This is a genomic window from Alkalihalophilus sp. As8PL, assembly GCF_040939795.1.
GTDB classification, from domain to species: domain Bacteria; phylum Bacillota; class Bacilli; order Bacillales; family Bacillaceae_D; genus Alkalihalophilus; species Alkalihalophilus lindianensis.
The window spans coordinates 1,062,953-1,084,106 of record NZ_CP162551.1; the positions used below are offsets into that span (position 1 = coordinate 1,062,953).

25 protein-coding genes are annotated in these 21,154 nt (G+C 38.9%); 4 read left to right on the top strand and 21 right to left on the bottom strand.

What is annotated here, in order from left to right:
• Positions 1 to 51 precede the first annotated feature (51 nt).
• Genes AB3N04_RS06955 through moaC form a run of 3 tightly spaced genes read left to right on the top strand, consistent with a single transcriptional unit; the run spans position 52 to position 1,621 of the window.
• Positions 52 to 546, top strand: a complete 495-nt coding sequence (locus AB3N04_RS06955; RefSeq protein WP_368505379.1) for a molybdenum cofactor biosynthesis protein B — start codon at positions 52 to 54, stop codon at positions 544 to 546.
• A gap of 11 nt (positions 547 to 557) precedes the next feature.
• Entirely contained in the window at positions 558 to 1,139 is a 582-nt protein-coding gene (locus AB3N04_RS06960) for a molybdenum cofactor guanylyltransferase (protein ID WP_368505380.1), read from the top strand.
• The gene (gene moaC / locus AB3N04_RS06965; RefSeq protein WP_368505381.1) at positions 1,136 to 1,621 is read left to right on the top strand and encodes a cyclic pyranopterin monophosphate synthase MoaC; all 486 of its coding nucleotides are present in this window, start codon (positions 1,136 to 1,138) and stop codon (positions 1,619 to 1,621) included. The genes AB3N04_RS06960 and moaC overlap by 4 nt, the downstream gene beginning before the upstream one ends.
• Before the next feature lie 519 nt (positions 1,622 to 2,140).
• On the opposite strand, the gene AB3N04_RS06970 is transcribed toward moaC, so the two are convergent.
• Positions 2,141 to 3,508: an FAD-binding oxidoreductase gene (locus AB3N04_RS06970; RefSeq protein WP_368505382.1), complete on the bottom strand. Its 1,368-nt coding sequence runs from the start codon at positions 3,506 to 3,508 to the stop codon at positions 2,141 to 2,143.
• A gap of 157 nt (positions 3,509 to 3,665) precedes the next feature.
• On the opposite strand from AB3N04_RS06970, the gene AB3N04_RS06975 reads away from it, so the two are divergent.
• Entirely contained in the window at positions 3,666 to 4,679 is a 1,014-nt protein-coding gene (locus AB3N04_RS06975) for a glycoside hydrolase domain-containing protein (protein ID WP_368505383.1), read from the top strand.
• 56 nt (positions 4,680 to 4,735) lie between these two features.
• Here the strand turns inward: AB3N04_RS06975 and AB3N04_RS06980 are convergent, their stop codons facing one another.
• From AB3N04_RS06980 to AB3N04_RS07075, 20 genes are all read right to left on the bottom strand, one after another.
• Positions 4,736 to 4,852, bottom strand: a complete 117-nt coding sequence (locus AB3N04_RS06980; RefSeq protein ID WP_241773410.1) for a DUF6254 family protein — start codon at positions 4,850 to 4,852, stop codon at positions 4,736 to 4,738.
• 66 nt (positions 4,853 to 4,918) lie between these two features.
• Complete coding sequence (locus AB3N04_RS06985) at positions 4,919 to 5,698, bottom strand: ABC transporter permease (RefSeq protein ID WP_368505384.1); 780 nt, start codon at positions 5,696 to 5,698, stop codon at positions 4,919 to 4,921.
• A complete protein-coding gene (locus AB3N04_RS06990; protein WP_368505385.1) occupies positions 5,695 to 6,603 on the bottom strand; it encodes an ATP-binding cassette domain-containing protein in 909 nt (302 codons plus the stop codon). Before AB3N04_RS06990 ends, AB3N04_RS06985 begins: the two co-directional genes overlap by 4 nt.
• Positions 6,603 to 6,815 (bottom strand): PLD nuclease N-terminal domain-containing protein, encoded by a 213-nt coding sequence (locus AB3N04_RS06995; RefSeq protein ID WP_368505386.1) that lies wholly within the window; start codon positions 6,813 to 6,815, stop codon positions 6,603 to 6,605. Before AB3N04_RS06995 ends, AB3N04_RS06990 begins: the two co-directional genes overlap by 1 nt.
• A 52-nt stretch (positions 6,816 to 6,867) precedes the next feature.
• Positions 6,868 to 7,068: a hypothetical protein gene (locus tag AB3N04_RS07000; RefSeq protein ID WP_368505387.1), complete on the bottom strand. Its 201-nt coding sequence runs from the start codon at positions 7,066 to 7,068 to the stop codon at positions 6,868 to 6,870.
• Positions 7,049 to 7,996 carry a GTP-binding protein gene (locus tag AB3N04_RS07005; RefSeq protein ID WP_368505388.1) on the bottom strand — a complete coding sequence of 316 codons (948 nt, stop codon included), beginning with the start codon at positions 7,994 to 7,996 and terminating at the stop codon, positions 7,049 to 7,051. The genes AB3N04_RS07000 and AB3N04_RS07005 overlap by 20 nt, the downstream gene beginning before the upstream one ends.
• 26 nt (positions 7,997 to 8,022) lie before the next feature.
• Positions 8,023 to 8,469 (bottom strand): Fe-S cluster assembly sulfur transfer protein SufU, encoded by a 447-nt coding sequence (gene sufU / locus AB3N04_RS07010; RefSeq protein ID WP_368505389.1) that lies wholly within the window; start codon positions 8,467 to 8,469, stop codon positions 8,023 to 8,025.
• A 77-nt stretch (positions 8,470 to 8,546) separates the two neighbouring features.
• Positions 8,547 to 9,518, bottom strand: coding sequence for an ABC transporter substrate-binding protein (locus tag AB3N04_RS07015; RefSeq protein WP_368505390.1), 972 nt, complete (start codon positions 9,516 to 9,518; stop codon positions 8,547 to 8,549).
• Between the two features lie 41 nt (positions 9,519 to 9,559).
• Positions 9,560 to 10,375 (bottom strand): ABC transporter ATP-binding protein, encoded by an 816-nt coding sequence (locus tag AB3N04_RS07020; RefSeq protein ID WP_368505391.1) that lies wholly within the window; start codon positions 10,373 to 10,375, stop codon positions 9,560 to 9,562.
• Positions 10,372 to 11,367, bottom strand: coding sequence for a FecCD family ABC transporter permease (locus AB3N04_RS07025; RefSeq protein WP_368506005.1), 996 nt, complete (start codon positions 11,365 to 11,367; stop codon positions 10,372 to 10,374). Before AB3N04_RS07025 ends, AB3N04_RS07020 begins: the two co-directional genes overlap by 4 nt.
• A 144-nt stretch (positions 11,368 to 11,511) precedes the next feature.
• Entirely contained in the window at positions 11,512 to 12,237 is a 726-nt protein-coding gene (locus AB3N04_RS07030; RefSeq protein WP_368505392.1) for a class I SAM-dependent methyltransferase, read from the bottom strand.
• A gap of 151 nt (positions 12,238 to 12,388) precedes the next feature.
• The gene (locus tag AB3N04_RS07035; RefSeq protein ID WP_368505393.1) at positions 12,389 to 13,375 is read right to left on the bottom strand and encodes a GTP-binding protein; all 987 of its coding nucleotides are present in this window, start codon (positions 13,373 to 13,375) and stop codon (positions 12,389 to 12,391) included.
• Positions 13,376 to 13,388: 13 nt separating this feature from the next.
• A complete protein-coding gene (locus AB3N04_RS07040; protein ID WP_368505394.1) occupies positions 13,389 to 13,781 on the bottom strand; it encodes a ferredoxin in 393 nt (130 codons plus the stop codon).
• A 149-nt stretch (positions 13,782 to 13,930) separates the two neighbouring features.
• A complete protein-coding gene (locus AB3N04_RS07045; protein ID WP_368505395.1) occupies positions 13,931 to 15,283 on the bottom strand; it encodes an MATE family efflux transporter in 1,353 nt (450 codons plus the stop codon).
• 14 nt (positions 15,284 to 15,297) lie between these two features.
• Positions 15,298 to 16,071: an ABC transporter ATP-binding protein gene (locus AB3N04_RS07050; RefSeq protein WP_368505396.1), complete on the bottom strand. Its 774-nt coding sequence runs from the start codon at positions 16,069 to 16,071 to the stop codon at positions 15,298 to 15,300.
• Positions 16,068 to 16,898, bottom strand: coding sequence for an ATP-binding cassette domain-containing protein (locus AB3N04_RS07055; RefSeq protein WP_368505397.1), 831 nt, complete (start codon positions 16,896 to 16,898; stop codon positions 16,068 to 16,070). Before AB3N04_RS07055 ends, AB3N04_RS07050 begins: the two co-directional genes overlap by 4 nt.
• The gene (gene nikC / locus AB3N04_RS07060; protein WP_368505398.1) at positions 16,898 to 17,743 is read right to left on the bottom strand and encodes a nickel transporter permease; all 846 of its coding nucleotides are present in this window, start codon (positions 17,741 to 17,743) and stop codon (positions 16,898 to 16,900) included. The genes AB3N04_RS07055 and nikC overlap by 1 nt, the downstream gene beginning before the upstream one ends.
• A gap of 15 nt (positions 17,744 to 17,758) precedes the next feature.
• On the bottom strand, positions 17,759 to 18,706 hold the full coding sequence (nikB, locus tag AB3N04_RS07065) for a nickel ABC transporter permease (protein ID WP_368505399.1): 948 nt from the start codon (positions 18,704 to 18,706) through the stop codon (positions 17,759 to 17,761).
• A 77-nt stretch (positions 18,707 to 18,783) separates the two neighbouring features.
• On the bottom strand, positions 18,784 to 20,331 hold the full coding sequence (gene nikA / locus AB3N04_RS07070; protein ID WP_368505400.1) for a nickel ABC transporter substrate-binding protein: 1,548 nt from the start codon (positions 20,329 to 20,331) through the stop codon (positions 18,784 to 18,786).
• Positions 20,332 to 20,481: 150 nt separating this feature from the next.
• Complete coding sequence (locus AB3N04_RS07075; RefSeq protein WP_368505401.1) at positions 20,482 to 21,153, bottom strand: hypothetical protein; 672 nt, start codon at positions 21,151 to 21,153, stop codon at positions 20,482 to 20,484.
• Position 21,154: the final 1 nt, after the last annotated feature.

The following is a 21,154-nucleotide window of genomic DNA, read 5'->3' on the forward strand; positions in this document are numbered from 1 at the left end:
TAAGATATAATGAATCATTCTAACACAAAAAAAGGAAGGTGACTGACTACTATGCATCAGATTGATACGTCCAAAGTGGTAAATGTTGCGATATTAACGATTTCAGATACTAGAAATAAAGACGATGACCGCAGTGGCCAAGCCATTCAATCGCTCTTACAATCCAACGACCATGCCATCATTGATTATAAAATTGTAAAAGACGAACGTTCTATCATTCAGGAAGAGATTCAAAATTGGGTAGAAAGACCCGAGGTGCAGGTGATTATTTTAAATGGCGGAACAGGTTTCTCACCTAGAGACGTTACGTACGAAGCCGTTTCTCAATTAATAGACAAGCAAATGGATGGATTTGGAGAGTTATTCCGGATGTTAAGCTATGAGGAAATCGGACCAAAAGCTCTATTTAGTAGAGCAGTGGCTGGAAGTAAGAAAGCGACTGCTATCTACGCATTGCCTGGCTCAACGAACGCGGTAAAGCTTGCATTAGAAAAATTAATTCTACCGACGATGTCTCATTTTGCAGATGAACTGGTCAAAAAATGAAGATATCAGGCATGATATTAGCCGGGGGTCAATCCTCCCGATATGGTAAGCCGAAAATGTTTGAACAGTATAAAGGAATTCCGTTTTACCGACATAGTGTAAGCGCACTTACAGGAAGCGGGATTGAATCTGTGTATATTATTACAAATGAACAACTTTCTGAGCACTTTGATCAAACGGATGTAAACGTGCTGGTTGAAAAAGAGAGTCATAAAGGCCCTTTAGCTGCTTTAACATTTGCAATGGACTCTATTAAAGAGGCTGATTGGTACATCGTCTTAGCAGCGGACATCCCTTTTATCACACCGGAGTTGGTTCGATCGTTAATAGATCATACAACTGATACTGATCCAACCATAGATGCGATCGTCCCCGTTACCGGTGAAAAAGAGCAACCACTGATTGCTATGTATCATCGTCGCTGCTTGCCGATCGCTTTGGAGCTACTTGAAAATAATCAAAAAAGCATGCGACCTTTGTTACAAAAAGGAAACGTAAAGTATATCCAATTTCCAGACACTCAAGTAGAATTTACGAATATTAACTACGAAAGTGATTGGAAAAAGATGAAAGACAAGGAGAGAAGAACATGAGTGAATTTTCCCATTGGAATGAAAAGGGTCGTCCAAAAATGGTCGACATTTCTCAAAAAAATGAAACAAAACGAAGTGCGGTTGCTCAGAGTACGATTCTATTAAAAAAAGAATTATACGACGCGATCCAAAATGCTGAAATTAAAAAAGGAGATCCTCTACAAGTTGCACAGATTGCCGGGATTATGGCTGCAAAAAAAACGCCTGACATTATCCCAATGTGTCATCCGATTCAACTGACTGGAGTTGACTTTCATTTTGAATACAAGCAAGTAAGCGATGGCTATGAGTTGATGATGCAAGCTGAAGTGACATGTAAGGGGAATACAGGGGTTGAGATGGAGGCACTAACCGCCGTCTCTGCCGCTGCTCTCACATTCTATGATATGTGTAAAGCAGTTGATAAGAGTATGGTGATTAAAGAAACCTTCCTGCTAAGTAAAACAGGTGGAAAAAATGGAGACTACTTAGCCAAAAAATAGAATGATTAGACCAACATTAATAGCGACCTTTTATCCATCTTTCCTACGGATAAAAGGTCGCTATACTATCGATTCCTCATTCATGTACTTGTTAATTCCTTTCTAATACAATACCCTTATCATGTATTTATTTCTGGTGAGTTCCCATGTATCGCATACCCTGATACACTTCGCTTTCGCTACGTCATTGGAATCAGTCCCTTCAAGTTCCCAATTTGGTGTAGCTTCTTATCTCACATAGCCTATCCCCTTTCTTTATTATTTCCTTTAGGGTGTTGGGGTGTTTCTACTTACTTAGTGTTGCTTGGTGTTGCGGTAGTGCTTGTCTTGCTTGTTCTTACTATAACTAATTATTTAACTTTTGTAAATATTCTGATAAGTTATTTTCGCTAGATTTCTCAGCCCATTCTCTTTCTTACTCTTTCTTTCGACACCTTTCTAAGTATTTCAGTTTTTTCTTCATTATTTTTTTAGCAAATTTTAGCGCCTATCTAGGACATATAGGCGCATGATGGCAGATTATATTTCACTAAAGATCTTCCCAGGATTCATAATTCCCTTTGGATCTAGTATCTTTTTAATTGCTTTCATCACTTCATAGGCAGCCCCGTGTTCTTGTTGTTGATACATGATCTTTCCTACCCCTACTCCATGTTCACCTGTGCACGTTCCACCTCGTTTTAGAGCATAATAAACAATACGTTCATTCAATTGCTTCGCTTTATTCAATTCGACCTCGTCCTTCAGATCAACCATAACAAGTGCATGATAATTGCCGTCACCTACATGACCAACAAGTGCTCCTATTAACCCGAGCTCATCCATTTCTTTTCTTGAATGCAAAATAGCTCCGCTTAATTCTGTTATGGGTAAACTCACATCTGTTACCATCAGTTTCTTTCCAGTAAATCCGTGAATAAAGGAATAAGCTAAGTTATGACGAGCTTCCCAAAGCAATGCACGGGATTTCGTATCCAGTTCAAAATGAATGTCCTTGCACCCTAATTCACTCACAATTTCTTTCATAAACTCTACATCTTGCTTGAGCCCTGCTTCATTTCCATGAAACTCTAAGAAAAGGGTCGGTTTTTCCTCATAGTTACTTTCGTTCGCTCGGTTCACTTGAAGAATCGAATACTCGTCTACAAATTCCATCCTTGCTACTGGAATATTGGCAGCTAGAATGCTAGTAACGGCCTCCACTGCCGATTTCGCATCCGGAAAAGTCGCTCGTGCTGCCATAATACACTCCGGTATCCCATGTACTTTTAACGTTAACTCTGTAATGACACCAAGTGTTCCTTCAGAGCCTACCATCAATCCATTTAAGTTATATCCCGAGGAAGATTTAGCAGATAATCCACCGGTATGAATCACGTCTCCATTGGCTAAGACAACCTCTAAATCTCGTACTTGATCCCTCATAATTCCGTATCGTACAGAGGTCGTTCCACTTGCATTTGTTGCAGCCATCCCCCCTAAAGTAGCATCAGCACCAGGGTCCACAGTGAAAAACAATCCATGTTTTCTCAACTCTTTGTTTAATTGGGTTCGCGTAATTCCCGGTTGCACCTTAATCAAAAAGTCTCCAGGTCTCACTTCTAGAACCTGATTCATTAACGATAAATCCAATGAAATGCCCCCGTGATACGGAATCGAATTGCCCTCAAGACTTGTCCCTAAACCAAAAGGAACAACCGGAATCTCATGCTCATTGGCAAATGATACAACTTGCTGGACGTCAGTAGTCGACATAGGAAAGACAACCACATCAGGCAAGCTAGGCGTGTGATAGCTCTCGTCGCGACTATGCTGCTCACGCATCGTTTGATTGGTTGTGACTTGTTCAGGAGATAGTATTTTTTTAATTTTTTCTTCAAGATTCATATCAAAATCCCCCTATTTATAAGTGATAAAGTCTATTATTCTATTCTATACCAATATCCACTCTGCTTCAGTTTTAAGTTTAAGTTTTCCTCGCCCCTCTCACATCCCCCACTGCCCTCACATACAATAATTCGAGTATATGCAGGGTGGTGGAGTGATGAATACAAGGACAAATCTAATGCTTTTTATGATCGCTACTCTTTCAATCTTATTTGTACTAACCATCTCAATTATTAGCCAAAGTAAGATTCTAACGGATTCCATTTTGTTAACTAGTGATGCGGCGATTAAAAACAACATTCAAAATGATGTTGATTCTCAGAATGCCACGGTTGAGAATTCAATCGAGAACAATGTGACGAACGGAGAAAACCATGCAATTGATAATGAGGTTTTAAATGATATTCATGTCAGTGTCGATGTGAAAGTAACGAATGCCATTGCAAACAACGTCGATGCTAATGGCATTCGTACTACGAGTGGTGGAAATGGCGACGACACAAAGGTAAATGGGGAAGATACGCCTGAGATCGTATGGGGTGTCGATTCTGCTAGTTTGACCGATGATGATTTATTAGCATGTGTCCGAGATAATTTTGGTGAACCCCAAGTATGGGGCCGATATCTTGGAGATAAAGATGGTGTTTCTTTTGGACTGACTCAAGAAGAAGTCGATCTTCTTCAGTCGAATGATATACAAATTCTTGTCATTTGGAATCAATTTACCGATGCGACTGGGTACGATAAAGGGCAAAGTGAAGCGAATGCTGCAATAGAAATGGCCAGAGATCTTGGAGTTCCAGAAGGCGTTGCATTATTTGCTAACGTCGAGCCAATCTATCCTATTGATGCACCGTTTATTTTAGGTTGGCATGATGCAATGAGCGATTCTGAATATAGCTCAGGTATATATGGTATTTTTGATCGGAGCGAAGAGCTTTATGTCGCTTATGAAACAGCAGCCGAGGAGAATAGCACTCTTTTAGATGAGTTATATATTTGGACTGCTTCACCTAATGAAGGCATTACAACGGAAGCGAATGCACCTGAATACAACCCTGAATATCCTGAAGGTGGATTGATTGGTGGTTGGCAATACGGGATAGACGCCGAAACATGCAATATTGATACAAATTGGTTCGATGGAAATGTATTAGCTGTTCTTTGGTAATGAAGAAACCAGCTATCATCGTTATCGACGTAGCTGGTTTTTGCTTTTTTTCAAGACTATTCTTTCTTCGTTTCTTCTGAAAGAGTTTTTAATGATTTTACTTTACCGTGTGGATGTTGCGTTTCTTTACGTTGACGCCATTGACGCGTTTCTTGCGATTTTGACTGTGACAACTATAATCCCACCTTACTAAAAAGAGTATTTGGTTCCTGATCTTATTTTGCCAAAAGCATTAGAAGCTATTCAGCTAACTCTTTATTACGTAAGATGTTAACGGCACTGATCATTAACAAAACGACAAGAATAAGCGTCACCATGACCGTCAACCAAAGATCTTCAAGTGTTCTACCCTCTATCAACAACGATCCAACATTTCCTGTTAGCTGTGCTGGACTCCACATCATCCACTTTTCAAATGTATTCGTAAGCACAGAGAGAACAATAACGGTTGCGAGCGTGGCAAATGCGACTAATCCCGGTACTTTGACAACGGTATTAAAGAAAATCGTGAGTGTGAAAATAAATACAAACCATAAAGCGAACAAGAGATAACTTTGCAAAAATGTTGCAAATGAAATTGGTTCAAATAAGAGGGTGACATAGTACCAACCCGCTAAATATCCTAAAAACACCGATACAAGGCCAACTACACTTAATCCAGCCCATTTTGCTGTTACATAGGACGAATAAGGGATCGGTTTTACTAAAATCATGCCAGCAAGACCACTTTTTCGTTCGGCAGCAATCGTCCCCATCGAAGCTAAAACGATGATGAGAACACCTAACAGATTCAGTTGCGACACCGTCATCATTAATACTTCTGGCGCAGAAGGAAGTGGCATTTCAAAAACGGCTCCCTCCGGTAAGCCACCTGACATCTCAAGGATTTGCGGCATGTAATATGTTGTTAGAGGATCAATCATACTTAATAAGATGAAGACAAGTGGAAGCCAAATTAATTTATAGTTTCGCGCCATCTCAAGTAGTTCCTTTTGAAATAAAACGAGCCACTGCTTCATCCTCTCACCACCTTCATAAATAAATCTTCAAGGGATGACTTCTGAACTTCAAAAGCGATGAGAGGGATATCTTTTGCGACAATATCAGCGAGCATTTTCTTCTTAATCGCCTCCATCTCAGTTACAACCACTTTAGCTGCATACTCCTCGTAAATGATTTCTGTGACCCCATCCCAGTCTTCCCACCCTTTAATTAATGGATGAATCGGCGCTTTGGTTTGTAAGGAAATCATCGGCTGCTGATGCTGTTCTTGAAGGGTATGGAGGCGTTCAGCAACCTTGATCTCACCTTGGTTAATAATAATGATGTCATCACTTACTTCCTCGGCATCGTTTAAGACATGTGTCGAAAATAGAATCGTTGTATCTTTTTTCAATTCACGAATCAGTTCTAACACTTCTCGCCGTCCAAATGGATCAAGTGCTGAAACTGGTTCATCTAATAAGAGAAGTTTAGGACGATGAATAATTGCTTGAGCAATACCCAAACGCTGCTTCATACCTCCAGAATACTTTCCAATGCGTCGATTTGCAGCATCAGCTAGCCCCATCATTTCAAGGAGTTCACATGCTCGCACCTTAGCTTCAGTAGGTGTGAGATGCGTCAGCTTGCCGACATATTCCAAGAACTCTTTGCCACTCATCCAATTATGAAAAATAGGATATTGTGGTAAATAACCGATTTGGGTCCTAAGATCAGCATTTTGCTCATATCCATCCATTTGAATCGTCCCACTCGTTGGGTTAAGTAATTGAGTGAGCATCTTCAGGGTAGTCGTTTTCCCAGCCCCATTTGGACCAAGCAATGCTACACAGCGTCCTTCTTCTAAGCTAAAAGAAACACGGTCGACCACTGTAGTTTCACCAAATTTTTTCGTTAATTGTTCTACTTGGAAAAAGGGCATTATTCTTGCCTCCTACCAATCACAAAATAAAGAATCGGGCCAATTATATTCACAAGCACAATAATAAAGAGCCACATCCACTTAGGACCATTTGTCTTTTCAATCTTAAACCAATCAACTAGTGCAATGACCATCAGAATGAGTTGAATGATGAAAAAAGGTAGGATTACTGCCAGATTCATCTGCTCAAGTTCTGCGATAATTTCGTTCATATGTTCACTCCTCTTTTACTAACATGAATTTATTAAGTATACGTTCTATAGTCTACAAAAGTTTCCAAAAGAAAGAAGCAAGGAAAATAATTTCCTTGCCTCCACGTACTTTACTCTGTTTTTCCCCGTTTTCATCCACATCCCTAGTCTTCGCCAACTTATTATCCCAAAGCTGTTCGTAAAATAAAAGCCGTTGCTCGAATAAAGAAACTTGAATCGTTCCTACTGATTTTTCATTGATAAATACTTTCACCCACTACTTCTTCAAGTTCTTTCTTTAGGGCTTTTTTATCAAGATTTTCTCCAATAAAGACTAGAACAGGATCTACATTTACACTTTCTTTGACCCTCTCAAAGGTTGGATGACCATATGAGTAATTAAATAAGTAAATACCTGGGGTTTCCGTAAGTTGAATAAAGCCTTTCACCCTAAGAATCAATTGGTTGCTTTTTTCTAACCATTCATTTAGTTTAATTCGATCAATTGAATTTTTTATCGGGATTGCACAGGTTTGAAGGTGTAGATGTTCAATATCCGTCTCTTTATCTTTCGTATTTTTTTGCGTCAACTGTTCTGAAAGACCCCCATCTAATAACGCGCAATCCATTTCTGAGTAATGCGTTGAAAGAATCTTCGCCTGGCCATTTGTTTCTTTGATTGAATCTCTTACAGACATTAGGCCACTTTCGTTTATTTGATCGATTTTGTTAATCAATACAATATCAGCGAATTTAACTTGGTGCTGTAATAACTTCTTCAACATATTGCTCAGTTTCTGCTCGTACCATTGTTTTGCATTCACAACCGTGATTACTGCTTTTATCTCAAGTTTATCTACTAATAATGGATGAGTGCAGGCATCTAGCACGTCTAGAGGGTGAGCAGCCCCAGTTGCCTCAATAAAGATCACATCAAGAACATGCTCCTCTGTTAACTCTTTTAATTGGACACCTAATTCGCCCTGCATCGTGCAACAAATACACCCATTTAGCATTTCCTTTAACGGTACATTTGCAGGTACACTAGCTGAATCAATGCTTATATGTCCTAATTCATTCATTAAGACGGCAATTGAGCGCTCTTTTTTCTTTTCATGCTCAATTAGCTTTTTTAATAATGTACTTTTTCCACTACCAAGAAAACCACTTAGTATGACAAGCTCTATCTTTGAAGCATTCAAAATTGTAACTCCTTCCCTGCTGCTACTTACTTTTTCCAATTATATGACTCGACATCAGCTAATACTTTATCAAGGGCTTGCCATGCCATTAGTGCACAATTATGTCGTGCTCTCAATTTATGGACTCCTTCAAGCGATAAAGCATCCCCAAGATCAATCTCTTCATTTGCTTGTTTCCCATCTCGTATCAGTTGCTCAAATTCGTTACGGAGAGAACTCACAGTCGTTATATCTTTATTTTTTATTAACTCCGTCATTATAGAGGATGAAGCCATACTGATGCTACAGCCTTCTCCTTCAAATGAGATGTCTTGTAGTTGCTCATCATCAATAACTACATATAAAGTAATCACATCTCCACATGTTGGGTTTTTGTAATGGATTTTCCTCACATCTTCCCCTTCAAGAACACCTGTATTACGTCTGTATTTTGCATGGTCCATCACGACTTTTCGGTAAAGATCTTGTAGCATAAGCTCACTTCCTTTCATGTAGCTTTATAATAAATCGTAATAATTACGATTTAAATAGTATACTTCATTTTCTTTAATCAATAAAGCCCCTCTATCATGATCCGAAGTGCAGATCCCACCCTTACCCCCTCAGCCGCTGCAGAGAGTGGCATAACTATAAAGTTTTCTTCTTTAATCGCTGTGACAGCTGTTAACGCTGGGTGACGCATTAATTGCTCTATTTTTTCTTCAGCTGTTGTCTCACCGTAGTCCATAACGACAATGACTTCGGGGTCACGTTCCACCACTTCTTCAAAACTCACTTCTCCCCAATTTTTATCAAGATCCTTAAAGATATTCGTTGCACCAGCCATCGTTATAATTTCATTTAAAAAATTACGGCCTACTGTAAGTGGTGCGGTTTCACCACTATCAAAGACAAAAATACGCTTACTCGCTTCACTCTCAGGGATTTCTTTTTGAAGACTAGTGAGCTCTTGCTCAATAGAATTAATTAATTCCTCTCCCCGCTCTTCCACGTCAAAAATCTTTGCTACATTTAAAATATCCTGAAAAATATCATCCATTTCTGGACCTACTAATGTAGAGGATTGGTGCAAATATGCTTGGACTCCAAAGGCTGCTAATTGTTCTACTGTTCCAATATTATCTTCGCGAAATGCACTGCCCCATCCGGCATAAGCAAAGTCTGGCTCTTTATCTAAGAAAACTTCTTGTGAAGGATATTGATCAGCAATCACTGGAATGCCATCATACGCTTCCTTAAATTCTGGTAATACCTCATCATCAAGATAAGCTGTGCCCACCATATGTTCTTCTAACCCAAGCGCAAGCATAACTTCTGTAACATGTTGATTAAGTGAAATAGCGCGTGTCGGGACTTCTGTAAAGGTAAGAGTATGGTCCCCGTTCTCTATCTCCACTACTTGATCAAGTTCTTTTGAATTCGTTTCTTCTCCGCTTACTTGACGCGCTTCACTACCTCCTGCGCAACCAACCAATAGTAAACTAAATAGACCAATCCCTAATACTTTTAGCTTTTTATTCACAACTTTCCCTCTTTCCTATTAATCTATTAAACTCAATAACCTTACTTTTGAAGAAATTGTTTAAATCTTTGATACCTAACATCCTCACTCATCCCATCTGAAATATACATCAGATGAACTTTATTCGTTTCTGGATGTGATAGAACCTTCGCTTTCACTTGAAATACGTCTTGTAATAACTCTTCAGTTAATACTTGTTTAGGGGTTCCATTAGTTACTAGATTTCCATCTTTCATGACAAAAAGCTTATCACAATAAGCTGCAGCTAAATTTAAATCGTGTAGGGCAGTAAGTATAGTAACATTTGATGCTCGAATAACATCTAACATATGTAGCTGATGGTGAATATCTAGATGATTGGTTGGCTCGTCTAATACAAGAAAAGAAGCGTCTTGAGCAAATGCTCGGGCAATTAACACTCGTTGCTTCTCCCCTCCTGACAAGGTGGGAAAGCTTCGTTCCTCATATCCTGTTAGCCCAACTTTTGATAAGGCTTCAGTAGTCTTTTCTAAGTCTTGCGCTGTCTCTCTTTCAAAATAGTTCTTATGGGGACTTCTTCCCATTAAGACAATTTCTTTTACTGAGAAATCAAAAGGCACAGACCCCTCTTGACTAACTACTGCCAAACGCTGTGAGAATACTCGATGAGAGAGTTGTTGAATATTTTCTTGGTCTAAGGAAATTAACCCAGCATCTGGTTCAAGGATTCGGTAGATTGTTTTAAGTAAAGTTGATTTCCCGCTTCCATTTGGGCCGATTATACCTACAAAGTCTCCTTCTTGAATACATAGATTTACAGACTCAATAATCTTCTTCTGGTCGATTGTCGTTGTAAGTTCTTCAACTTTCAATTTCATTCCGTCCCACCTGCCCCAAAGGAATATGTTCTGCGTCTTAGCAGCCAAATAAAGAAAGGTCCACCACATAATGCCGTAATAATACCAATGGGTAATTCTTGTGGAGCAACAATCGTTCTCGCTAATAAATCAGCCCAGATCAGAAAGATTGCGCCAACCAAAGCACTCATAGGCAATACATGACGATGGTCGGCTCCAACGATCAACCTAACCGTATGCGGTACCATTAAGCCAATAAATCCTATTGCGCCACTAACTGAAACAACCACTCCGGTTAATAACGCTGTCAATAAGAGTAATAGCTTCTTAAAGAAATTACTATTCAACCCCAAAGTTGTAGCCGTATCTTCCCCCATTAACATTAAATTAAGAGGCCTTGCTAGAAAAAACAGGATAGCAATCCCTATTGATAAACTTAAAAAGGGAATAAGTAATTGATCCCATTTTGCACCAGCTATACTTCCCATCATCCAAAACATAGCATCTCTTATTCCTTCTTCTCTTGGTGCAGAAATGACAATATAACTTGTCACTGCTGAAAGCATCATTGATACAGCAATCCCTGCAAGTAAAAGCCTTACTGTAGAGATCCTTCCATTTACTTGAGCCACTAGAAAGACAAGTAGTACAGATAATAACGCTCCTATAAAAGCTGCAGAGGAAAGAGCATAGTAACCAAAGAATTTAAAAGCTCCAAATATAATAACAAGCGTTGCCCCCACAGATGCCCCGGAGGACACACCTAAAATATATGGATCCGCTAATGAGTTTCGAACTAATGCTTGAATAGCTACACCGACAATTGCTAAACTTGCACCGACAATTGCTGCTAGTATCACCCTTGGAAATCGTATTTCCCAAATAATTTGTTCTTGTGACCTCGTCCAATCATTAATTAGATAAGGTTCGAGAAGTGGCAATTTAGACAACGCAATTTTCCAAACAATAGAAGGTGAAATGGTAATCGGCCCTAGCATAATAGCGAAGGTCATCGTAGCAAGAAGACCTAGTAAAAGGAGGGGATATATGATTTTATGAGGTTTACCCTTATTAGTATTAGGTTCTACTACGGATTGAAGAGTTTTCTGATTGCATTTCTTTTCTATAGTTTTCATCACACTATTACGACCTCATCATCATTTTTGACATATATAGATCAGCCTAGAAGAGTGGTTTTCATCGTATGGTGTCCCATCATAATGACCAAGCGTATGAATGACTTTTAAGCCGTTTTTCTCTAGCATCCATTTCAATTGCTCACTTGAATAGAGTTTCACCCGCTCCTCATATGTTCTGCGAGAACTATGATCTTCAATTCTAATTTTTTTCACGACTGTATCATTTTCAATTGTGCGATATTGAAAGATAGAAGTCTCCTCAATGACTTCTTTAGAAAAGGGAATGAGATTCTGTTTAATAAATGCCGGATTTAAATAATCAAATAGAAAATACCCATCTTTCTTTAAAGCCTTGTAGACATTTTTTAATACTTGCTCGTTTTCAATATCCTTTTGAAAATATCCGAAGCTAGTAAACAAGTTCGCAACAAGATCAAACTCCTCATCAAAATCAATATTCCGCATGTCACTTTGAATATAATGAATATCCCTACTCTGTTGAAATTTTTCAGCTTCATTTAACAGCGTACTTGATAAATCAACACCAGTAACTTTTAACCCATTTTCCCAAAACCAACGACTATGTCTTCCTGCACCACAACATAAATCTAATATTTTTTGGTCTTTATGATAAGGTATAAAACTCATCAAACTTTTAAGCTCCGATTGAGCTCGTGCATCATTCCGATGTTTATAGATCAATAAATAATCCTCATTAAAATGCTCTTTATACCAATATTCCATTAATAGTCCCCCCTACTCATTTTATAAATCGTAATCATTACGATTTATAAAATAGATCTTACCATTAACTCTGTTCCTTGCAAATAGCTAGCGTAAATAAAAACTGGTCAGAGTGATAAAAAGGGCTACTGGAGCGTAACCCTTTTAGTCATTATCCAACAATACACTCATTAAATTGCTTCTCAAGTTCTACTTTATCTAAGTTACGGCCGATGAAGACGAGCTCTGTTTTTCTCGTTTCTCCTTCTTGCCATTTGCGATCTGGCTTTCCGGAAAAGAGCATATGCAGCCCTTGGAAGACAATCCGTTCTTTCATGTTTTCTACATGTAGAATCCCCTTATAGCGAAGAAGATCTTCCCCTTTTTCCTGTACGAGGTAACTCATCCATTTATCAACTTTAGCCATATCAAGTGGTCGTTCTTCTTGAAAAGCAATCGATGAGACTCGGTCATCATGATGATGATGGTGATCATCAAGAAAATGAGGATTTACATTTAATTTGTGATCAATATTGAATGTATTGATATTAAGAATGTCTCCTAAAGACACTTGGCAATGTTCGACAAAAAGACGCTTGGCTGTAGGGTTCATTTGACTAACCCTAGCTTCAATTTGCTTAAGATCGTTCTCATTTACAATATCTGTTTTATTAAAAACAATCACGTCCGCAAAGGCAATCTGTTCTTGTGCTTCATCTTTTTTATTTAGATGTTTTGAAATATGCTTACTATCAATTACGGTGACAATACTATCAACTTCAAATGCTTCAGATAAAACCTCATCAACAAAAAAGGTTTGAGCAACAGGGGCTGGGTCTGCTAGGCCGGTCGTTTCGATGAGGATTTGATCAAACGAAACGTTCCCTTGTTCCATAGAATAAATGAGAGTTCGTAAAATCCGAATTAAGTCTCCTCTCACTGTGCAACATATACAGCCATTGTTCATTTCCACAATTTCCTCTTGTGAATCTACTACTAGTTGATTATCAATGCCTACTTCACCGTATTCATTCACTATTACAGCAACTTTCTTACTATGCTTTTCTGTTAAAATCCGATTAAGTAATGTTGTTTTACCTGCACCCAAATAACCCGTTAATATGGTCACTGGAATCTTTTTTTGCTTTTGAAATACCAAATCTACCACCCTCTTAAAATTGTTTAGAAACTCTTTCTACTTTGGACCGATTCTTAGCAATGCCTGTTGAAATTCCTTCTTCTCGTTTAAAACCTTCACCTGCAAATGTATGACTTACTTTACCGGTCATGTCCCTGTTTAGAATAAGTGAGTTCACGAATGCACTTGCATCCTCCGGTACTAAATTCTTGTACCATTCACCGGAAGGATAAACAACCGCAACACAACGGTCATCACACCGTCCATTACAACGTGTTCTCGTTGTATGGATAACATCATCTAACTCTCTTTTCGATATCTCATTCCTAATGGCTTGAGTGACCTCTTCCGCTCCCCAATTATTACAGCTTCCTCCGTTGCAAAATAAAACATGATGCCTTGTCGTACTTAAATCCCATGTCGCCATTTGAATCCTCCTAATTCGTAATCATTACGATTTAATATATATTTATAACCACTTTTGCTAGTAATATAACAACCAACCACTAATAATCGTAATCATTACGATTATTAGTGTAAAAAAGAAGAGATGTCAACTAGCTGTCGTCCCCTCTTTTAAACAGATCTAAATAAACCTCTAGATAAACTAGGCAGATAAGCCGATAATACGAGCGTTCTTGCTAATGTAAATAATAAAAAGGAGATCCATAGCCCGTGGTTTTGATAACTTGGAATCAAAAAATAAATGGAAACTAAAAACACTATCATTGAGATGATGAGTGAGTTCCGAACAGGGGCAACCTCTGTTGCTCCTGAAAAAACGCCATAAAGCTGTAAACCCCAAGCTGCTACCACTGGGAAGAGAACAACCCACAATAGATACTGACTAAGTAATGCTTGTACCTCCACTATTGAAGTAAAGATCGGCCATATAAGCGGAGAGGACACTAGGACAATTAATGAGGTAGCTACAGCGATTAAGAAGCCCCATTTAAATGATTGTTTAAGTGTCTGCCGGTAAAGAGATTCACTTCTTTCTCCTACTGACCTTCCAACTAGAATACTATTCGCATTGGCAAAACCATCTAAACAATACGCCATCATAAAGTGAATCTGAAAAAGGATTGCATTTGCAGCTAAGAGTGTATCACCCATTTGTGCACCTTTAGATGTAAATAAGGTCAATACTACGAGCAAGCAAACGGTGCGAATAAATAAATCACGATTCACTTTCAACATTTTCATAAATATCGTCTTCTCCCATAATGCTCTCCACTCAATCGGTATTCTTTTAATTACATTCAGTTTATAAAGAAGAATGATTCCAACAAGAGCCGCACCTATTTCCGCTATCAGACTTGCCGTGGCTACACCTGCTACGCCAAATTTTAGCCCATGAACAAAAAATAAATTTAAGAAGATGTTGCATACATTCATTCCGACTTGTAGATAAAGAGACATCCGAACGTGAGAAGACCCAATGAGCCAACCTAAAATGACATAATTGAGCAAAGCAAACGGTGCTCCGTAAATGCGAATATCGACATAGATCATAGCTTGTTCAGCTACCCTTGCTGTCGGTTGAATGAGCTGCATGGCGATTATTTTAATCGGATCTTGTAAAATGATAAACAGGATACCAAATAAAACAGCAATCAACAACGGGCGTATAAATGAATAAAATAGTTCTTTTTCGTTACGCGCTCCGTATGCTTGAGCGGTAAATCCAGATGTGCTGACTCGTAAAAACCCAAGGACCCAATATAATGTGTTAAAAAGTAAGCTCCCTACAGCCACTCCTCCTATATAAGCCGGATCAGGAAGATGCCCTACCACGGCTGTATCTACTGCCCCAAGTAGTGGGGTTGTCATGGTGGAAATGGTTAAAGGAATGGCTAGTGTGAGATACTGTTTATTCGATAGAGAAGATTGACCAGAAAGTGCCGGAGCTTGTTGTTGAAGACCCATTTCACACGCTCACCTCACTCATAACTTGCTGCTTTGATTAATGTTTTGGTATAGGGGTGTCGTTCATTTGAATAAATGTCATCTATCAGAAACTCATCTACCTTTTCTCCGTCTTTTAATACTATGATTCTTTCACACATAAACACGACCGCACGTATATCATGAGAAATAAATACGATGGACATCTGGTTTTTTTGTTGTAATTCTTTTAGTAATAATAGAATTTGCTTTTGGACCGTCACATCTAGACTAGAAGTAGGTTCATCGCATATTAACAATTTGGGACTTAGACTGATGGCCCTTGCGATGCCCACACGCTGCTTTTGTCCTCCACTTAAATCATCCGGAAACGCTTGAAGATATTGTTGATCTAACCCGACCATATTAAGTAAAACCTTTGCAATTTCGAGTGCGGAGTCCGGAGTATTATCTAGGTAACGAGGCTTTAAATTCTTAAAATTTTCAAGCGGTTCAATCACACTTTTCCAAATAGGCAACTTCGGATTTAGAACACTTGTTGCATCTTGAAAAACCATTTGAACATGCTGGCGAAAATACGCTTTTTCTTTTTTATTTTGTAGAGATACTGTTGAACCGAGAATAGAGAGATTCCCCTGATCCTTCCTTTCTAAGCCGACAAGCAATTTTGCAAGAGTGCTTTTTCCACTGCCACTCTCTCCAATAACCCCTACACATTCACCTTCTTGAACAGATAACGAGAACTGCTTAAGCGCTTTGACATTTCGTTCGTATGTTTTAGATACGTCTGTTAATTCAATGATGTTCATAGATCAACGACTCTCCTTGCAGACGTTTCTTTTTGTTTATCTGGCAAAGGAAGCAAAGAGGCGTAAAGAGACTTTGTGTATGCATGAGTAGGCAATCTTCTAATTTTCTTTGTTGGTCCCTCTTCTACAATTTCTCCTTGAGACATCACATAGAGCCTATCTGTGCGTTTGAATGCTTGAGTGAGGTCATGAGTAATCATTAATACACCACAATTGGTCTTTTTTCTAATCATGTCAATATAATTCATCACTTTTTCTCCATTAATGACATCTAGAGCCGTTGTCACTTCATCACAAATAATAAATGATGGTTGCAAGGCCATGATAGTAGCAACCGCGGCGCGTTGCACTTGTCCTCCACTAAGTTGAAAGGGATAGCTGTTGTAAATTCGTTCTTCAGGCAAATCCATATGGGAAAGCATGTCGAAGGCTATTTGTTTCGCCTCTTTTTTACTTAAGGAACTGTGGCTTCGAATTGTCTCCATCATTTGTTTCCCAATTTTTATATAAGGGGTAAAGCTCCCTCTATAATCTTGAGAGATGATAGCCATCTGTCTTCCAAGTAGGCTGTAACGCTGTTTTTTGGATTGAGTCAACACATTCGTTTCTTTAAACATAATTGACCCTTCAGACACCTTTACACACTCAGGCAATAGTCCGAGAATCGCTTTTGCTGTTAGGCTCTTCCCACTACCACTTTCTCCGATTAGACCTACAATCTCTCCTCTAGCGACCTTAAGGTTAATCCCTTTTATGAGAGACAACTCACTTGTTTGATTTGTCGTAATGATTGCGAGATTATGTATTTCTAGTAATGGTACACTCATCAGGACTTCCCCCCTTTCCTTGGATCCATGTACTCTTTCACACCGTCCCCTAAAAGATTGAAACATAGTACAGTAGCCATTATAGCTAAACCTGGATAGATCATTAAGGACGCATGAACTTGAAAGTACCCTCGTCCGTCATTTAATAAAGCTCCCCATTCAGGAATAGGAGGCTGGGCTCCAACCCCAATATAAGAAAGCGTCGAGATAATTAAAATCACTTTCCCAACATCGATGGCCGCCATAGCCACCACATCAGGGATAATTTGTGGCCACAAATGCCTGCGAATGATTTTACCTATGCTTGAATTAGAAATCTTTGCAGCGAGAATAAACTCTTTTTCTTTTTCTGCCATCACAAGTCCTCTTACAACCCTGGCATAAACAATCCATTTAACAAGGACAATCGCAATGACAATATTGGTTAAACTTGGACCTAATATACCAGCGATCGCGATCGCTAAAATAAAATCAGGAAACACAATAATTCCATCTACGATCCTCATGAAAAAGGCATCTAACTTGCCGCCGATATAACCAGAGATTAATCCAATTGGAACACCAATCAATAAGGCTAATAGAATAGCAATTAATCCTAATCCGACAGTTAACCTTCCACCATATAAGATTCTTGAAAAGAGGTCTCGCCCTAACTGATCTGTCCCCAATATATGACTCATTGATGCAGACTGTAAACGATTCGTCATGTTAATTTGAAAAGGATCATGAGCCACAATGATCGGACCAAGAGTCAACATGATCAAAAGAATCACGGTTAAAAACAAGCTGATTGTTAGAGTAGGGTATTGGATCAAACGGTGCTTTGCTTGGTAGATACTCTCCATTTAATGCGCTTCCTTTCACTGTTTCATCTGCGGGTTGACCACTGTATAAATAAAATCAACCATCATATTCGTCACAACAACAAGCAGCCCAACTACTAAGATGTAACCTTGAATGACGGGATAATCTCTTTGCATGATTGCATCAACAATCAACTGCCCCATCCCAGGCCATGAAAAAATGATCTCGACCACGGTGATTCCTCCAAGTAGACTTCCGATCGAAAGCCCAAATAAGGTAAGAATCGGGATCAAACTTCCTCGAAACGTATGAAACCAAAAAATACGTGATCGAGATATGCCGCGTGCCATCGCAGCTTCAATATAAGAACTAGTTTGAATACCGATTAGTCGTTCTCTTAAGAGGCGTATATACATGGGAGCCATTGCAATTCCTAGTGTGATGGATGGAAGTATATAATGAGCAAGCGTCCCTCTTCCTGATACAGGTAGAACATTTAATTTTAGTGAAAAAAAGTAAATTAAAAGTAATCCTAACCAAAAACTTGGAATCGAAGACCCTATAAATGCAAGTATTCTACTCATATAATCTGGCCACTTATTTTCGTAAATAGCACCGAGCATTCCGAGTGGGATCGATATCAATAGGAGAATCCCTAAACCTCCAAAAGCAAGAGCCAAAGTTGCGGGTAACCGACTGAAAATCATTTCTAAAACTGGCTTCTTAGTAATTAGTGATTCACCTAAATCAAATTGCACGACATTCCACAGCCACTGACCATACTGAGTGTATATGGGCTGATCAAAGCCAAACTCTTCAAGAAGAACGGCTTCATCTGTGGTCGATGTCACCATCTCATCTACTTTTAAAATGGTCCTAATTGGATCTCCTGGTGTAACCTTCATTAATAGAAACGTTATAAATGAGAGAACAAGAATCATGATGACAAGTTGCAACAATCGATTGAATGCGACTTTTAAAAGAGTTCGGGTGAGGGTTCCCATATAAAATAAATCTCCCTCCTTTCATATTAATAACGAAGTAGAAAAGTGAAAGCACCGAGAATCGATGCTTCCACTTTTTATTCCTTTACGTCCATCTCATTGGTAATTAAATAGTATTCTTCTGAACCAGGCTCCCAATTGGTCACACGTTCATTCACTCCGACAATAATATGGGGATGCAAAATGAACGATTGAGGCACTTCTTTTTGAATGATCTCTATAGCTTGTTGTTGAAGATCTTCACGTTTCTCTTGATCAATTGTTTGATTGATTTGTTCGGTTAACTCATTTAATTCAGTGATATCAATTTGTCCTGGATTCAGTGATCCATCAGGTAAGTAGGCGACATTCAAAAAGTATCCCCCGTCTCCTCTAGGTGCTGTTAAATTACTGTATGTAACGAGATCCCATTCATCTTGCTGCTCAAATAAATAACTATCAATGTTCTCAATTGTCACTATATCAAGCTGAATCCCAATGCTTGATGCTTCAGCTTGTAAATATTGCGCCATTAACGGTAGCTCCGGACGCCCTTGATAGGTCGCAATCGTTAAAGATAATGGCTCTCCATCTTTTTCAAGGATGCCATTTTCATTCATCTCAAAACCAGCCTCATTCAGTAATTCCTTCGCTTGTTCTGGATCATATTCTTCGGGGTCATTTTGACTTGCAAAAGCAAAATCAGGATTAAATGGTCCGTTTGCAGCTGTTGCATGACCGCTCATAATCTCATCTACCATCACAGGACGATTGATAATAAGGTCTAAGGCCTTTCTCACATTCTGATCCTGCAATAAAGGCTTTGATTGGTTATAAAGGACAAAATGCGCACGCAAACTCGGAACAGACTCTACTCGTAGGGCGTCACTACTCTCAATTGGCTCTAATGCTTCTGGAGGTAAATGATAAGCAATATCTACCTCATTTGACTGTAAGCTTAATGCGCGAACATTTGCATCAGAATTAAAGGTGATGTTTACCTTGTCTAAGTTAGCTGCCCCGTCCCAATACTCCTCATAACGCTCTAATTCAACCTTTGATTCAGGAGTAAACGATTTAACTTTAAATGGACCCGTTGCGATTGGTTGTTCGGTCATATCATCGGTATCAACTTTCACAATAGATGCATTAGTATGTACGAGCTCTGATAAGAAGGCAGGGAAGGTCTCCTCAGTTTGAAAAGTGACAGTTTGTCCTTCTGCTTCAATTGATTCAACTTTCAACATCGAATTAACAGAATCATTCACTTCAAGTAATCGCTCAAAGGAAGCTTTAACCGCCTCGCCATCTACTTTTGTTCCATCATGAAACGTTACATGATCATGAATTGTAAATTCCCATGTGGTGTCATCTATTTGCTCGTACGACTCAGCTAACCATGGATCAATTTCTAGGTCTCCATTGATTTTAACGAGCGTTTCTGCAATTCCAGCACGAACTCCCATCCAATCATGATGTGGATCGAGAGTGGAGGATGGGAAACTAAATAGTAATGATAGTGATTTTTCTGCGTCTTCACTAATTTCCCCTTCCTTTTCTATTGCTGCTTCTTCATTAATTGAGCACCCTACAAGTGCTAGAGTGCACAATAAAACAATTAAGGTAAACCAAGTAATTTTATTCATATTCTATTAATCTCCCTTTTCACCGAATCAAATCGTAATCATTACGATTATATGAACGAGGAAGCAAAAAAGTCAATAATTAAATAAGAATGATTCCTATTCTCTATAAGAACTCACAATAAAAACGTAGCTGCTTAAGCAGCTACGTTTTTATTGTGATAATTTATTAACTATTTGAATCAATTCATCATACGAATAAGCAGGCGATACCCCATCTAAATGAATTAGATACTCCGCAATCTCCTTTGCATTCAACCCACATTGACCCTTTAACCCCTTCATAATGGTTTGTAAATAAGGAATAGACGGTGGGAATTCTGTCTCTCCCACTGGTCTCTTTGGGTTTGTAAATGTGAAGACCGGGAAGCCTTCCACCGTTCCTACATTCATCATTTTCCCATATAACCCATTCAAAGTGGCTGTTTGATCATTTACCAAACGAGATATTTCACTTTCTACTTCTAGCAATCCATTCTCTTGTGCCATCACATCTAAATATTGTTCCATCGTAATTAAATAGCAGACAAAATGTGATTGCTTTTCTCCAATATCAGGATCAATAAATACCGGTGCCCCTCCCCAACGATCTGAGTAATGGCTAAAATACGCTTCATAAGGAAGCGTCAATGTCTTGATCGAAGTTGGTAATTCTTTATCCCGGCATCCTCTCTCTGTCTTCGTTGAGCCTTCGGGTCTTCCACCTTGAATATAACAATAAAAACGTTGAGGATTCATGTTTGACCCATAGCTTGCATACCAGACATGTGTGACCTTTAACACGTCCTGACTTTCCATGATTAGTTGTTGTCCATCTCGTTGCATC

What these genes read in the sequence shown, in the direction of transcription:
- AB3N04_RS07055 (WP_368505397.1), bottom strand. Translation starts at nt 16,898, where the DNA reads ATGAGTGTACCATTACTAGAAATACATAATCTCGCAATCATTACGACA.
- AB3N04_RS07050 (WP_368505396.1), bottom strand. Translation starts at nt 16,071, where the DNA reads ATGAACATCATTGAATTAACAGACGTATCTAAAACATACGAACGAAAT.
- AB3N04_RS06990 (WP_368505385.1), bottom strand. Translation starts at nt 6,603, where the DNA reads ATGCCCTTTTTCCAAGTAGAACAATTAACGAAAAAATTTGGTGAAACT.
- AB3N04_RS07020 (WP_368505391.1), bottom strand. Translation starts at nt 10,375, where the DNA reads ATGAAATTGAAAGTTGAAGAACTTACAACGACAATCGACCAGAAGAAG.
- AB3N04_RS06985 (WP_368505384.1), bottom strand. Translation starts at nt 5,698, where the DNA reads ATGAAGCAGTGGCTCGTTTTATTTCAAAAGGAACTACTTGAGATGGCG.
- AB3N04_RS06975 (WP_368505383.1), top strand. Translation starts at nt 3,666, where the DNA reads ATGAATACAAGGACAAATCTAATGCTTTTTATGATCGCTACTCTTTCA.
- moaC (WP_368505381.1), top strand. Translation starts at nt 1,136, where the DNA reads ATGAGTGAATTTTCCCATTGGAATGAAAAGGGTCGTCCAAAAATGGTC.
- AB3N04_RS07075 (WP_368505401.1), bottom strand. Translation starts at nt 21,153, where the DNA reads ATGCAACGAGATGGACAACAACTAATCATGGAAAGTCAGGACGTGTTA.
- AB3N04_RS07030 (WP_368505392.1), bottom strand. Translation starts at nt 12,237, where the DNA reads ATGGAATATTGGTATAAAGAGCATTTTAATGAGGATTATTTATTGATC.
- AB3N04_RS07025 (WP_368506005.1), bottom strand. Translation starts at nt 11,367, where the DNA reads ATGACCTTCGCTATTATGCTAGGGCCGATTACCATTTCACCTTCTATT.
- AB3N04_RS07045 (WP_368505395.1), bottom strand. Translation starts at nt 15,283, where the DNA reads ATGGGTCTTCAACAACAAGCTCCGGCACTTTCTGGTCAATCTTCTCTA.
- AB3N04_RS06955 (WP_368505379.1), top strand. Translation starts at nt 52, where the DNA reads ATGCATCAGATTGATACGTCCAAAGTGGTAAATGTTGCGATATTAACG.
- AB3N04_RS06960 (WP_368505380.1), top strand. Translation starts at nt 558, where the DNA reads ATGATATTAGCCGGGGGTCAATCCTCCCGATATGGTAAGCCGAAAATG.
- AB3N04_RS06995 (WP_368505386.1), bottom strand. Translation starts at nt 6,815, where the DNA reads ATGAACGAAATTATCGCAGAACTTGAGCAGATGAATCTGGCAGTAATC.
- nikC (WP_368505398.1), bottom strand. Translation starts at nt 17,743, where the DNA reads ATGGAGAGTATCTACCAAGCAAAGCACCGTTTGATCCAATACCCTACT.
- nikA (WP_368505400.1), bottom strand. Translation starts at nt 20,331, where the DNA reads ATGAATAAAATTACTTGGTTTACCTTAATTGTTTTATTGTGCACTCTA.
- AB3N04_RS07040 (WP_368505394.1), bottom strand. Translation starts at nt 13,781, where the DNA reads ATGGCGACATGGGATTTAAGTACGACAAGGCATCATGTTTTATTTTGC.
- nikB (WP_368505399.1), bottom strand. Translation starts at nt 18,706, where the DNA reads ATGGGAACCCTCACCCGAACTCTTTTAAAAGTCGCATTCAATCGATTG.
- AB3N04_RS06970 (WP_368505382.1), bottom strand. Translation starts at nt 3,508, where the DNA reads ATGAATCTTGAAGAAAAAATTAAAAAAATACTATCTCCTGAACAAGTC.
- sufU (WP_368505389.1), bottom strand. Translation starts at nt 8,469, where the DNA reads ATGCTACAAGATCTTTACCGAAAAGTCGTGATGGACCATGCAAAATAC.